The 13,254-nt window shown below is 69.4% G+C and carries 10 protein-coding genes; 7 read left to right on the top strand and 3 right to left on the bottom strand.

All coding sequences use genetic code 11. The features are described from left to right. From KA419_00005 to KA419_00035, 7 genes are all read left to right on the top strand, one after another. Positions 1-402: hypothetical protein (locus tag KA419_00005; protein ID MBP7864299.1), on the top strand; the 402-nt coding region annotated here is incomplete at its 5' end. A gap of 187 nt (positions 403-589) precedes the next feature. Continuing rightward, positions 590-1,375, top strand: a complete 786-nt coding sequence (gene thiD, locus KA419_00010) for a bifunctional hydroxymethylpyrimidine kinase/phosphomethylpyrimidine kinase (protein ID MBP7864300.1) — start codon at positions 590-592, stop codon at positions 1,373-1,375. Between the two features lie 263 nt (positions 1,376-1,638). Then, positions 1,639-2,580: a MoxR family ATPase gene (locus KA419_00015; GenBank protein ID MBP7864301.1), complete on the top strand. Its 942-nt coding sequence runs from the start codon at positions 1,639-1,641 to the stop codon at positions 2,578-2,580. Between the two features lie 247 nt (positions 2,581-2,827). After that, on the top strand, positions 2,828-4,618 hold the full coding sequence (locus tag KA419_00020; protein ID MBP7864302.1) for a PAS domain S-box protein: 1,791 nt from the start codon (positions 2,828-2,830) through the stop codon (positions 4,616-4,618). Beyond that, positions 4,615-6,222 carry a protein kinase gene (locus KA419_00025; protein ID MBP7864303.1) on the top strand — a complete coding sequence of 536 codons (1,608 nt, stop codon included), beginning with the start codon at positions 4,615-4,617 and terminating at the stop codon, positions 6,220-6,222. Before KA419_00020 ends, KA419_00025 begins: the two co-directional genes overlap by 4 nt. 13 nt (positions 6,223-6,235) lie before the next feature. Next, a complete protein-coding gene (locus tag KA419_00030) occupies positions 6,236-6,976 on the top strand; it encodes an OmpA family protein (GenBank protein MBP7864304.1) in 741 nt (246 codons plus the stop codon). Positions 6,977-7,186: 210 nt separating this feature from the next. Then, positions 7,187-8,326 carry a hypothetical protein gene (locus tag KA419_00035; protein ID MBP7864305.1) on the top strand — a complete coding sequence of 380 codons (1,140 nt, stop codon included), beginning with the start codon at positions 7,187-7,189 and terminating at the stop codon, positions 8,324-8,326. Positions 8,327-8,638: 312 nt separating this feature from the next. Here KA419_00035 and KA419_00040 read toward each other — a convergent pair whose 3' ends face one another. The 3 genes from KA419_00040 to KA419_00050 all read right to left on the bottom strand — a co-directional run bounded on the left by KA419_00040 (position 8,639) and on the right by KA419_00050 (position 13,254). Continuing rightward, positions 8,639-9,508, bottom strand: coding sequence for a L,D-transpeptidase family protein (locus KA419_00040; GenBank protein ID MBP7864306.1), 870 nt, complete (start codon positions 9,506-9,508; stop codon positions 8,639-8,641). A gap of 128 nt (positions 9,509-9,636) precedes the next feature. After that, positions 9,637-11,781 carry a protein kinase gene (locus KA419_00045; GenBank protein MBP7864307.1) on the bottom strand — a complete coding sequence of 715 codons (2,145 nt, stop codon included), beginning with the start codon at positions 11,779-11,781 and terminating at the stop codon, positions 9,637-9,639. A 21-nt stretch (positions 11,782-11,802) separates the two neighbouring features. Continuing rightward, positions 11,803-13,254 carry an MFS transporter gene (locus KA419_00050; GenBank protein ID MBP7864308.1) on the bottom strand — a complete coding sequence of 484 codons (1,452 nt, stop codon included), beginning with the start codon at positions 13,252-13,254 and terminating at the stop codon, positions 11,803-11,805.

The raw sequence follows: 13,254 nt of genomic DNA on the forward strand, positions 1-13,254 counted from the left end.
CTGCTGGGGGCGTTCGAGCGGATCGTGGGTTTCGAGCTGGTGCTGTCGCGGGGGACGCCGTTCCGGTTCGACGGGTTGCGGGCGCTGGAGCAGGCGTACGGGCGGCAGGTGTTCCCGGTGGTTGAGCCCGGGGGCACGCACGTGCGGCTGATCAACAAGAGCGACGCGCCGATGGCGGCGACGGTGAAAGCGTACGGAGCGGACGGGCTGCTGCTGGGGACGTACCCGGTGGCGCTGGCGAAGAACGCGAAGGCGGACGTGGACGTGACGGCGGCGATCCCGACGGACGGGGTGATGGCGTGGCTGCTGGTGGAGGGGAACAACATCTTCACGGCGCACGCATTCATCGAGACGTCGGACGGGAAGCGGCTGGTGACCTACGCCGGGGTGCCGCTGTACTGACCCGGCGGCGAGGGCCGGCCCGCGACCCGGGGCCGGCCGACCGCACCCTCCCAGGGCGGGCCCCCCGGCCCGCCCTTTTTTCAAAGGATGAAGCGATACGATGCGCGCCCGAAAACGTGACGACCACGACCACCCCGAAGGCAAGAAATTCCGCGACCTGCTCAAACAGCGACCGTTCCGCTCCATCCTGGTCAAGCCGAAGGTCTTCAAGGCCCTGACCGTGGCCGGCTCGGACCCGTCCGGCGGGGCGGGCATCCAGGCCGACCTGAAGACCTTCACCAACTTCGAGGTCTACGGCTGCGCCGCGATCACCGCCCTGACGGCCCAGAACACCCGGGGGGTCGGCGGGATCTTCCCCGTGGAGCCGGACTTCATCCGCCGGCAGGTGGAGATGGTCCTGGACGACCTCGGTCCCATGCCGGTCAAGACCGGGATGCTGGCGGACGGGAAGGCGGTGGAGGCCGTCATCGACTGCATCGACCGCTTCCGGCTCGGCCAGGTGGTGGTGGACCCCGTCATGGTGGCCACCAGCCAGGATTCCCTCGTCCTGGAGGACACCCGGGACGCCCTTCGCCGGCTGATCGGGAAGGCGTTGCTGGTGACGCCCAACCTGGAGGAGGCCCGGGCCCTGACCGGGAAGGACGTCCACGACGCCGAGGGGATGCGGGAAGCCGCCCTGGAAATCCACCGGTGGGGAGTGAAGAACATCCTCATCAAGGGGGGGCACCTCACCGACGACGCCACCGACCTGTTCTTCGACGGCTCGGAGTTCACCCTGCTCACGGAGAAGCGCATCCCCGGAGGGGAGACCCACGGCACCGGGTGCAGTTACTCCGCGGCCATCACCTCGGGGCTGGCCAAGGGGATGACGCTTCTCGACGCCGTGATCAACGGGAAGATCTTCATCACCCGCGCCCTCAAGTTCGCCCTCGAGGTGGGCGGCGGGGCGAGGGTGCTGAATTTTTTCATCTGACCCCCTGTCTCTTCCCAAAGAACACATCGGGGTCGGTATCGGTATCGGAATCGCAGTCGCAATCGGTATCGGTATCGCAGTCGCAATCGCAGTCGCAATCGCTTTCGGTAGCGCAATTCGAACTCGACCCTTCCCGTGATGGCGACAGCGACCCCGATAGCGATTGCGATACCGATTGCGATACCGATAGCGATACCGATAGCGATACCGATTGCGATTCCGATGCATCGAAGAAACTTGTTACATGAGGACCGAGGGAGAAAGTGACTGAAACCGAACAGATTCGCAAACTCAAGGACAACATCGGCAAGGCCCTCTTCGGCAAGGACGACGTGGCGGAACTCGCCATCATCAGCCTCCTGTCGGGGGGACACTTGCTGATCGAAGACGTTCCCGGCGTGGGGAAGACCACCCTCGCCCACGCCCTGGCGCGCTCCATCGACGGCACCTTCAAGCGGATCCAGTTCACCAGCGACCTCCTGCCCTCCGACATAGTCGGGGTGTCGATCCTCGACGGCGACCAGAAGACCTTCCACTTCCGGCCGGGCCCCGTCTTCGCCAACATCGTCCTGGCCGACGAGATCAACCGGGCCACGCCGAAAACCCAGAGCGCCCTGCTGGAGGCCATGAACGAACGCCGGGTCACGCTGGACAACGAGACCCACTCCCTCCCGGCGCCTTTCCTGGTCCTGGCCACCGAGAACCCCGTGGAGTACCACGGCACCTTTCCCCTCCCGGAGTCCCAGATGGACCGGTTCTTCATGCGGATCCGGATCGGGTACCCCGGCGTGGAGGACGAAAAGCGCATCCTGACGGACTTGCGGGGCCAGGACGCCCTGAACGGCCTGGAGCCCGTGATGAAGGCCCAGGAGGTGATCGCCCTCTCCGAGGCGATCGAGCGGACCGCCATGGACGAGAGCATCCTGGATTACATCCTGGCCATCGTCACGGAGACCCGGAAACGGGAACCGTTCCACGTGGGGATCAGCCCCCGCGGGTCCCAGGCCCTGCACCGGGCGGCCAAGGCCCACGCCCTGCTGGAGGGGAGGACCTTCTGCATCCCGGACGACGTCAAGTCCATGGCGGTGCCCGTCCTGTCCCACCGCGTCATCCTCAAGCGGAGGTTCTCCCGCATCTACAACATGCGCGAGGAGGCCGAGACCGCCATCCTGGAACTGCTCGAGAGCCTCCCCGTCCCGGTCTGAGCAGGGCCGCGCTCTCCCCGGAAACAGACGCGGGAGGCGTGACCTTCCGGGAGCGGAAAAAGCCGAAGGATTTACCGCCGGCTCACGCGCGCGGCGCCGGCGGTTCCCGGGGCGCACGGACCGCGTGCCCCGCCGCCTCCCCGCGAAAGCTTCGTGACACCCCCTCCGTTTGATCGTCCATGCAACCCTGAATTGTGGTATGATTTATCCGGTTGTTTCCAAACGTCCGCGTTCACGGGTACCCCTCATGAAGAAACTGACACCGGTACGGATCGTCGCCTTTCAGGCCCTGGTCCTGGTCGCGCTCCTGGCCCTGGCCCAGGCGATCCTGAGGGCCCTCGGCCAGAGCCCCGACCTCGGGGGCCTGCCCGGCCTTGTTGCCGTTGCCCTGCCGATCGGGCTATCGGCCGGTTTTCTCCACGTCCTGATCGCGTGGCAGAACGCCGATCTGCACCGCACCCAGCTGCGGCTCCGGGAATCGCTCGAACTCTTCGACCTGACCCTCGGCGCCCTGGAGGAGGCGGTGCTGTTGCTCGACCCCGAGACCGGGGTGATCGTCCAGAGCAACGACGCGGTCCGGAAGATCTTCGGGTACGAGGAAACCGAGATTCACGGGCAGGACACGCGGAGGCTCCACACGGGCGACGACGCGTTCACCCGCTTCGAGGAGGAGATGAAGCGGACCACGGGGACCATGGGTTTCCTGCGGACCGAGTGCGAGATGAAACGCAAGAACGGCGAGTGTTTCCCCGCGGAACTCTTCATTCGCCCCAACCGGAAGCGCGGCGGACCGTTCCGGGTCATCTGCGTGATCCGGGACCTCACCGAGAAGAAGCGCATGGAAGCCGAGGCCGCGCGGGTGCAGCGACTGGAGTCCCTGGCGTTGATGGCCGGCGGGATCGCTCATGATTTCAACAACATGATCACTGCCATCCTCGGGAACCTCGACCTGGCCCGCATGCCCCTGCCCCCGGGCGGCGAGACCCACGCCCGGCTCACCGAAGCCGAGGCCGCCACGCTCAACGCGAAGGAACTGGCCCGCCAGCTGCTCACCTTCGCCAAGGGGGGAGACCCGGTCCGGAAGGTGACCCAGCTGGAACCGGTGATCCGTCAACTGGTCGGCCTGTCGGTCCGGGGATCGAACGTGAAGGCCGCCGTGTCCATCGCCCCGGGTTTGTGGCCCGTCGAGGCCGACGAGGGGCAGATCGGCCAGGTGATCGCCAACCTGGTGGTCAACGCGGTCCAGGCCATGCCCGAAGGCGGGGAGATCCGGGTCCGTGCGGAGAACTTCGTCGTGGAGTCCTCCCGGGTCCTTCCGCTGCGAGAGGGGCGGTACCTGAAGATCACCTTCCGCGACGAGGGCGTCGGGATCGCCCGGGAGCACCTGCCGCGGATCTTCGACCCGTACTTCACCACGAAACCCGACGGGAGCGGGCTCGGGCTCGCCACCTGCTACACCATCATCCTCAAGCACGACGGGTTCATCGACGTGGAGTCCTGGGTGGGGACCGGCTCCCTGTTCACCGTCTACCTCCCGGCCACCGGGGGCGTGGCCCGTCGCAGCCGGGAGGCGCGGGCCGTCCCGATTCGCGGGGCCGGCCGCGTCCTCGTCATGGACGACGAGATGGTGGTTCGCAGCGTCGTCGGCGAACTGGCCCGGACGCTCGGCTACCGTGTCGTCTGCGCCTCCGGCGGCGAGCAGGCCGTGGAACTCTTCCAGCGCTGGGCGGACGAGGGCGAGCCCTTCGACGCGGTGATCCTCGACCTGACCGTGCCGGGCGGCATGGGGGCCCGGGAGGCGGTCCGGAAGATCCTCGCGATCGACGGGGAAGCCCGGGTCATCGTCTCGAGCGGGTATTCCGACAACCCCGTCCTGCGGGACTTCAAGGCCCACGGTTTCTGCGATTCCATCACCAAACCCTACACCAGTCTCGAGTTGAGCCGGGTCCTGAACCGGGTGACGGGAAGCGGGGACGTCCCGGAAGACGGGGAACGGGACCCCGGTTCCGGGCCGGCCGGGGAGCAGGGCGACCCATGAAAGGCCGTGAGGACTACCGGCTGGCCCACCTGCGGGACCTGCTGGGCGGGCAGTACCGGTTCGAGGGAGTCCTCGGCGAGGGCGGTTCCGCCGTCGTCTACCGGGTCACCAACCTCCGCCTCGGCCGCTTCGAGGCGCTGAAGGTCCTCACCACGGGCCGCCCGGACGACCCGGGGTTCGGGGTGCGCTTCACCAACGAGGCGAAGCTGGCCGCCACCCTGGACCACCCCAACATCGTCAAGGTCTACGACTTCGGCATCGACGAGGGGATCTTCTGGTACACCATGCAGTACGTCGACGGGCCCACGCTGGACCGGGTCTACCGGTCCACCGGCCCCCTGATCGAGCGGGCGATCGCCCAGATCGCCGTGCCGCTCCTCGACGCCCTCGACTACATCCACCGGAACCGGATCGTGCACCGGGACATCAAGCCGGCCAACATCATCATCGACGAGGCCTGCCGCCCCTACCTGATGGACTTCGGGATCGCCCGTTCCGCGGACGCCATGAAGCTGACCCAGACGGGGATCCTCGTGGGGACCCCGGTCTACCTGTCCCCCGAGGTGGTGTCGGGCCTCGAGCCCGACGGCCAGTCGGACATCTACTCGCTCGGGGTGACCTTCTACGAGCTGCTGACCGGGGAGTTTCCCTTCCCGGCCGCCTCGACGGTCCAGGCGATCTTCTCCCGGATGCACGGCGACCCCGTGCCCCTGTCCGAACGGCGGCCGGAGATGGACCCCCGGCACGAGGCCATCATCATGCGCTCCCTGGAACGGGAGCGGGGAGACCGTTACCCGAACGCCGGGCGGATGCGGGACGATTACCTCGCCCTTCTCCGCGCGGTGGGGGAACCGCCGGGGCCTGCCCTGGAAGCCTCCTTCGGGACGAAACTGTGGCTGGGAAACGAGATCGTCCCGACGGAAGGCGCGCTCTACGACCCCACCCTGCGGGCCCGCATCGCCCCGGTACGCCGGTGGCGCAAACCGCCGGGGAAGCGCCTGCTGACCTGGGCCGTCGGCCTGACGGGCCTGGTGGCGGTGGCGATCGTCCTGCTGTGGGCCGCCTGGGACCGCTCGCCCTCGGGTCCGGCGGGCGGTGAGGCCCCTTCGGCGCCCGGGGCCGCGGGGAAATCCCCTTCCGTTTCCGGGACGCCGTCGGCTTCCGTGGTCATCCCCGCCGCCGACGGCCGCAACGCGTCCCGGCCCGCCGCGGAGGCCGGTGCAACAAGCCCGGCCCCGGCTCGGAAACCGGCGGCGAGCGGGCCGCCCGCGTCGGGGGATGCCCGGCGGGCCGGTCCTCTCCCCGGGGCTTCCGCACCGGAGCCCCTCGTCCGCCGGCCCGTCCGACCGCCGCAACTGCTGGACCGTGCCACGATCCGGCTGCCCGAGGGTATCCCGGAGGGTTGCCGGGGCCGGACCGTCAGCGTGTCCGTCATTGTCGGGGAGGACGGCCGGGTGAAGACGTCCCGGGTGCTGTCGGCGGTTGCCCCGGAGTGTGGCCGGGCCGCCCTCCAGGCCGTCGCGCGATACGTCTTCAAACCGGCGGTGGACGCCCGGGGCCAACCGGTCGAGGCCGCCACCGCCGTCTCCGTGGAACTGTTCTGAAAGGGAGGACCTCATGAGGCAGATCGTCTGGCCCGCGCTCGTGACCCTGACCCTGGCGGCCGCCCTGTCCGGCTGCTCGCCCGCGAAGAAGCCGGTGGAGGCGAAGCCCGCCCCGCAGGCGCCCCAGCCGCCGCCGCCCCCGCTGCAGCCGGTGGAGCCCGGCATCGAGGCGGAGGTGGTCTCGCTCCCGGAGAAGGCCGTGGTGATCTACCGGGAAAGGGAGTTCGGGGAAACCCCGGTGAACCTCCACCTGACCGACCTCGGGGACCTTTCCCGGGTGGTTGCCCGAAGAGACGGCAAGGACTACGTGGAGAAGCGGGTGCGGATCCTGTCCCCGGAACGCGTGCAGATCACCTTCCGTTTCGGCGAGCCCACCGGCAGCCTCAAGGCCCTGGGCTTTGCGAAGGCGGTGGTCTTCGACTACTCCGACCGGGCGGTCTTCGACGTGGACAAGGCGGACCTCAAGCCGGAGGTCCTCCCGGTCCTCGAACTGCAGGCGGCATTCCTGGTGCAACATTTCGGGGACGTCCCGGTCTACGTCTGCGGGCACACCGACAACACCGGGGGGAAGGCCCACAACCTCGCCCTGTCCCTCGACCGGGCCCAAGCCGTGGCCGCCTGTCTCGAACGGCACCAGGTGCCCAAAGACCGGATGCGCGTCCAGGGATACGGGCCCGACTACCCCCTGGACAGCAACGACACCCCCGAGGGTCGCGCCCTCAACCGGCGAACCGAGCTGGTCCTGCCGGAGTAAACCCGTCGCCGGCGGGGGGCGGCCGGCCAGGGCGAGGGAAAACCCCGGCGGGCGACGCGTGCAACGGCCCGCGTCCCCGGGGGATGAACGAGGCATCGCCGACCGTGGCGTCGCCTGGCCGGGCGGCGAGACGAACAAAGGTATTCAACCCTTTTCCTGTTCGTTTTCCGACTGTTGCGGGGATGTCAAATTTGAGCGGAGGAGGTGTGCATGGCTTTCGCGAAATTCCGGAAATTCAAGGCCGCGGTGAAAAAGAGCCTCCCGGTTTTCGGCAAAGGGGAAAGGATTCTCCCCGAGCAACTCGACCGGTTCACGGAACAACTCATGGCCGACCGGTCCTTCGACAGCGACGGCAAGGTTTACTGCCGGGACGGTTTCGCCTGCGTCAACCGGATCGGGCGGGGCCTCTACCAGGCCGTGGCCGTCCAGATCAACTCGTTCGGCAAGGGGGTGTTCTCCGATTCCATCACCCGCTTTGTGACCCCCATCCTGATGACGGTGCGCTTCCACAACCGGTTCTCGCTGCTGCGCGGGGATTTCCCGGACTGCGTCCTGTCCGTCGAGGAGTATTACCTCGGACGGCACTACTGCGGCAGCAAGGGCCCCCTGTGCAACCGGGATCACTTCCAGGACTACGCCCAGGAGTTGTTCAGGGTCCCCGACAACGCGCCCATGGCCATCCAGCAGCTCGTCTACCAGTTGATGAATGCCAACTACCTCTGCCATCACATCGCCGAGACCACCGCCTACGCCTTCGGCGCCTTCCACAACCACGCGCTCCACAAGGACCGGATGTGCTTCATGTCCTCCGGGTCCTCCTACGATGAAGCCCGGAGGCAGCTCCGGATCGACATCGTCTCGGACTTCTCCGGGCGGAAGGTCACCAGCCGCTTCACCGTCCCCCAGTACGGGAAAATCACCGAGGGGGAAACCGAGTTCGCCGAACCCTACGACGTCCTCGAGTGGGAGGTCGGCATCGAGGGCCAAAAGGAGCGCTTCCTGCTGCCGTCGGGGTACCAGAAGGCCCAGCTCCGGAAGTTCCAGGGGTGCAACGTGGTCACCAGCCAGCACATGATCGAGTACATCCTCCAGGACTTCTTCAAGCTGATCAACATCTTCGTCACGGCCGGCACCTACCAGACGCTGGAGTACATCTCCCGGGCCATGGTGGCCCGCCGGGAAAAACACATCGACGCCTTCTCCGCCTACATGAAGACGGCCACGTTCTGCCAGGGGTACTACCCCGACCGCGACCTCGACGGGGTGATCAACCGGAAGACCGACCAGTTCCCGGAGTTCAAGAAGGAGTTCTTCTACTCCATGTTCTTCCGCCCGCCGGTGCTGAAGTAGCCTGCGCGCGTGCGGCCGGGGAATCGTCCTGGGGAGTGCGGCGCGAAGGCTGCCGGAGCGCCGCTTTGAAACAGACCCGAAAAGCAAGGCGCGCAGGCTGCCGGAGCGCCGTCTTCAGGGAGCGGCTGCGGACTTGGCGGGCCGCGCCGCTCCGGCAGCCTGCGCGCCGCACTCCGCAAGGCGACCCGCGCGCTGCCGGCGATCGAGGGGGAGGTGAGGGTGTATTGGCGGCTCCCTCAGCAAAAGCACCTTGGAAATCCCGCTTTGGTTTGAGGGTAGCTGGCCCCTTCCGCTTCATCGTTTCCCGCTCGCCTATTGCCCGGCTTTCCCCGACGCCGGGGCCCTGGGCAGACGAAGGGTCTCCAGTTCCGCCCTTGATCCCATCAGGATGACGGGGCAGGCGGCCTGGTCGAGCCAGGCCAGGAGGGCGGCGACCTCGGCGGGGAGCATCGCCACGCAGCCGGCGGTGCCGACGCGGTCGGTGCGCCGGATGTGGAGGAAGATGGCGCTCCCCTTGCCGGGGACGATCGGGTCCTCGTTGTAGCGGATGACCAGCCCCAGGCGGTAGAGGTCGTCGGCGCGGCGCATCTTCTCGTGCGACACGCCCGCGGGGGGCGGTTTGCTCACCCACCGGTTGTAGTCCGGGGAGCGGGGGTCGTCCACCCAGCAGTCCCTGGCCGTGGCCGGACGGTAGTCGAGTTTCGTGACGGCGGAGGGTGCGTAGCCGAAGGCCGTCCCCAGCGGGAAGAGCCCGGAGGGGGTCTTCCGGTCCCCCGCCACCTTCTTCCCGAAGGGGGCGAAGCCGCGCTTGCCGACGTGGACGTCCAGGGGCCCCGTCACGATCTTCCAGGGTTGGCCCGGGGCCGGCCGCTCGAAGGTGAAGAAGCGCGCCCAGGGGCACTCGGGCTGCAGGTTCACCGCCAGGAGGAGCTGCCGGGATTCCGCGAGCGGCGGGCACCCCGGGTTGTCGGCCTCGAAGCGGGCCAGGAGGGCCGCGGCGGCGGCGCGGTCCAGCGCCTGGTGGGCCGCCGGCGGGGCCGGTTTCGCCGGTACGGCCGGTTTCCCCGCGGGTGGGGCGGCGGCCTTGCCCGACGCCTTCGGGTCGGGCGGCGGGGTCGCGGCGGCCGTGACGGCGGCGAGGAGGAGCGCGGTGAAGACCAGGGCGGAGGGGAAAGTGATCATGGTCGATGGCCTCGGGAAAAGTTGCAGAGATTGGCGTTCCCTTGTTTGTTCCGCCGCCTTCGAAGGCGGCACCACGCCTTTTCGTCCACTCGCGCAAGCTGAAGCTCGCGCCACGGCTTGCGAGGGGGTCACTCCCCCACGGGGCCGCGCCGGAGGCTGTCCTCCACGCCCAGGATGATCCGGGGCGAGCGCCGGGGGTCCAGCCAGCGGAGGAGGCGCTCCATGTCGGGGCGGTCGAGGGTGACGCAGCCGGATACCCGGGCGCCGGGCCTCGGCGACAGGCAGAGGAAGATCGCGCTGCCCAACCCGGCCCGGACCGGGTGCATGTTGTACTGCACCACCAGGGCCAGGGCGTACTGCTCGTCGGCCCGGCGGAGCTTCTCCAGTTCGCGGCGGCTCTGGAGGGGGCGGGGCGAACGGAGCGGGCGGTTGTATCGCGGCGAGACGGGGTTGACCACCCAGTAGTCCTGGTCGGTGACGGCGATGTACTCCATGGCGGTGTCGGCCCGGGGCGCGTACCCGAAGGCGGGCCCCAGGGCGTAGGAACCCGAGGGGACGCGCTGGTCGCCCTCGCGCTTGAGGCCCGGCGGGGCGAGCCCGACCTTGCCCACGCCGGCGCGGATAGAGTCCACGGCCCGCCAGCGGCCGCCGTCCTTTTGCATCAGGTGGATCGCCCCATCGGGGATCCCGAGCGCCGGGGCGACCAGGAGCAGGGCCTGGGTGCCCGGCACGGCGCCGGGGGAGTGAGCCTCGATGGCCGCCATCAGGTCCGCCGTGGGGGAGGGCGGGGGGCCCGTGTCGCCGCCGGGTGTCCCGCCGGGAAGGCCCGTGCCCGGCCCGGTGCCCGGGACGCTCCCGCCGGCGCCGGTGGCCCCGTCTCCGCCGGGGGGCGTGACGGACCCCCCCGGCGGGGCGACCGTCCCGCCCGGGAGCGAGGGGGTTCCCCCCGAAGGGATGACGGTCCCGGGCGGAGGCCCGGAACCCGGCGACCCGGGATCGGCGGGGGGGGTGGGACCAGTCCCGCCGAAGGGGTTGAAGAAGAGGATGACGGCCCCGGCGGCCAGCCCGACCCCCAGCAGGCCCAGGAGGACCCACGGCCAGGGGCTGCGGCGGGGCGCGCGGGCGCGGGGCGAGGACGCCCGCGCCGGGGCCGGGGGGCGGACGCCGGCGGGGGCCGGGACGGGGCCCGACGGGGGCCCGAACCCTGCCGGGGGAGGGTAGGCTCCCGGGGGGGCGGCGGGCGGCGGGAGGTACGGCGGCGGCGTGGTCCAGGGGCCGGGTGCGGGCGGCGGGGCGATGGCGTAGGTTCGCGTGGCCGAGGACGCGTCGAGGCGGGTCGGCCCCCCCGGCGGCATCGGGACCGTCCGGGCCCCGCGGGCCTGTTCGGTCTGGGCCTGGGTGGCGACCCGGGCCGTGTCACCGGCCAGGAGCGTCGGGAAGGGCGTCGCGGGGCCCCGCTGCGCCAGGGACAGGGAGGCGCGGAAAGCGTCGGCGAAGGCCGTGACGCTGGCGAAGCGGCGCTCGGGGAACTTGTCCAGGGCCCGCATCACCGTGGCGGCCATCTCGGCGGAACAGCGGTCCTGGCCGGGGGTGAGGGGCGGCGGCGGCTCGGTGATGATCTTCATGAGGACGCCGGTCAGCGTCTCGGCCTTGAAGGGGACCTCCCCCCGGAGCAACTCGTAGGCGATGACGCCCAGGGAGAACTGGTCCGAGGGCGCTTCGACCCGCTCCCCCCGGGCCTGTTCGGGGCTCATGTAGGTGGCCGTCCCCACCGCGACGCCGGCGCGGGTCTGGGCCAGCCCCTGGAGGAGCCGGGCCACGCCGAAGTCCACGAGCTTCACCGTCCCGTCGGCGGTCACGAAGAGATTGGCGGGCTTGACGTCACGGTGGACGATGCCGTGCTTGTGGGCGCACTCCAGCCCGGAAGCCGCCTGGGCGACGAGGTCGACGACCTGCTCGTGGGGGAGGCGCCCGGACGCCGTCATCAACTGCTTGAGGTCCTGGCCCTCCAGGAGTTCCATGACGATGTAGGGCGACCCGTTTTCCTCGTCCATGTCGTGGATGGCGACGATGTTGGGGTGGTGGAGCCGGGCGAGGGCCTGGGCCTCCTTGAGGAAGCGCTCGTAGGCGTCCCGGTCCTCGGTGAGGTGGCCGAACATGGTCTTGATGGCCACCCCCCGGTCCAGGCGGCGGTCGTAGCCTTTGTAGACCACCCCCATGGCGCCCTTGCCCAGGGTCTCGACGATCTCGTATTTCCCGATGCGCTGGACCATGACGCCTTCCCGGCCCGCCGTCTAGCCGTCCAGGAGGACGGGGCCCGGCTCCGCGGCCCCGGGGGCCGGGCGACGGGTGATGGACACCGCGGAGAGCACCGCCACGAGGAGGCACAGACCGACGGCCGCCAGCCAGCACCAGCGGAACGCTCCCAGGAGGGACGGGGGAAGGGTGGCCCCCTTCGCCAGCAGGTGGATGTCCCCGGGGAACAGGGTGGTGAAGATGCTTTCGAAGAGGCAGACACCCAGGATCATGCCCAGGCGGCTGAAGAGGTTGAACACCCCCGAGGTGGAACCCTGTTCCCCCGCCGGGGCGAGGCGCATGACGTGGTTGGCGTTGGGCGAGAGGAACAGGGCCAGGGAAGCCCCCTGCCAGGCCAGGAAGACCAGTGCCGACCCCAGCCCGGGCGTCTGCAGGTCGAGGGCGAAAAAGAGGCAGGCCCCGGATGCGGAAGCCATGCCCAGGGTGCAGAGGACGGTGGGGGGGAGGCGGTCCGAGAGCCGGCCGGCCAGGGGGCCCACGAGCATGAGGGCGACGGAGTAGATCATCAGCACGAAGCCCGTCTGCTGGGGGGGCAACCCCTTGCCGTACTCCAGGAAGAAGGGCATGAGGAAGTTGTTCCCGGCGATGACCATGGTGGCGGCCATGAAGGCGATCAGCGCCACGTCCAGGCGCCGGATGGCGAAGAGGGACAGCTTGAGCAGGGGGGCGGGGCAGCGGGTCTCCCGTCGGAGGAAGAGGAACAGGAAGACCAGAGCGATGCCGAAGGCCGTCAGGATGGGGGGCGAGCCCCAGCCGTGTTCCGTCCCGTTGTTCAGGGCGTAGACGAGGCCCAGGATCGCCAGGAAGCTGAAGAGGGCCCCGGGGTAGTCGAAGGGCTCCCGCTCCCTCGCCGTCGCCTCCCGGGAGTCGTCCGGGAGGAAGCGGCGCCCGGCGAGGATGGCCATGCCCCCGATGGGGATGTTGATGAGGAAGATCCAGTGCCAGGAGAGATACCCGGTGACCACGCCCCCCAGCGGGGCGCCCACGGCGACGCCGAGGGCGGCCGACGTGGAGACGAGGCCGAACGCCCAACCGCGCAGGGTCTCGGGCAGGAACTTCGAGAGGGCCGCATAACCGGAGATGATGATCATGGCGGCCCCGAAGCCCTGGACGAACCGGGCGCCGATCAGGCTGAGCAGGGTGGGCGCGATGCCGCAGAGCAGGGACGCCCCCCCGAAAACCGCGAAACCCAGGAGCAGGAGCCGCCGTGCGCCGAGCCGGTCGGAGAGCTTGCCGAAAACCAGGGTGGTGCTGCTCAGGGAGAGCATGTAGCAGAGGATCACCCGGGAAACGTCGCTCATGGAAGCCCTGAAACCCTGGGCGATGGCGGGGAGGGAAACGTTGACGATGTAGGCGTCCAGGGTGGCCATGAAGGAGGCGAAGCAGACCATGACGATGGTGGGGAGGTGCTCGCTGCGCTGCGGGTCCAT

It is taken from the genome of Acidobacteriota bacterium, from assembly GCA_018001935.1.
Classification (GTDB): Bacteria; Acidobacteriota; JAAYUB01; order JAAYUB01; family JAAYUB01; genus JAGNHB01.

Bases quoted from the DNA above. Each gene is read 5' to 3' on its own strand.
- KA419_00020 (MBP7864302.1), top strand. From the start codon at position 2,828: ATGAAGAAACTGACACCGGTACGGATCGTCGCCTTTCAGGCCCTGGTC.
- KA419_00025 (MBP7864303.1), top strand. From the start codon at position 4,615: ATGAAAGGCCGTGAGGACTACCGGCTGGCCCACCTGCGGGACCTGCTG.
- KA419_00030 (MBP7864304.1), top strand. From the start codon at position 6,236: ATGAGGCAGATCGTCTGGCCCGCGCTCGTGACCCTGACCCTGGCGGCC.
- KA419_00035 (MBP7864305.1), top strand. From the start codon at position 7,187: ATGGCTTTCGCGAAATTCCGGAAATTCAAGGCCGCGGTGAAAAAGAGC.
- KA419_00040 (MBP7864306.1), bottom strand. From the start codon at position 9,508: ATGATCACTTTCCCCTCCGCCCTGGTCTTCACCGCGCTCCTCCTCGCC.
- KA419_00045 (MBP7864307.1), bottom strand. From the start codon at position 11,781: ATGGTCCAGCGCATCGGGAAATACGAGATCGTCGAGACCCTGGGCAAG.
- KA419_00050 (MBP7864308.1), bottom strand. From the start codon at position 13,254: ATGGACCCGCAGCGCAGCGAGCACCTCCCCACCATCGTCATGGTCTGC.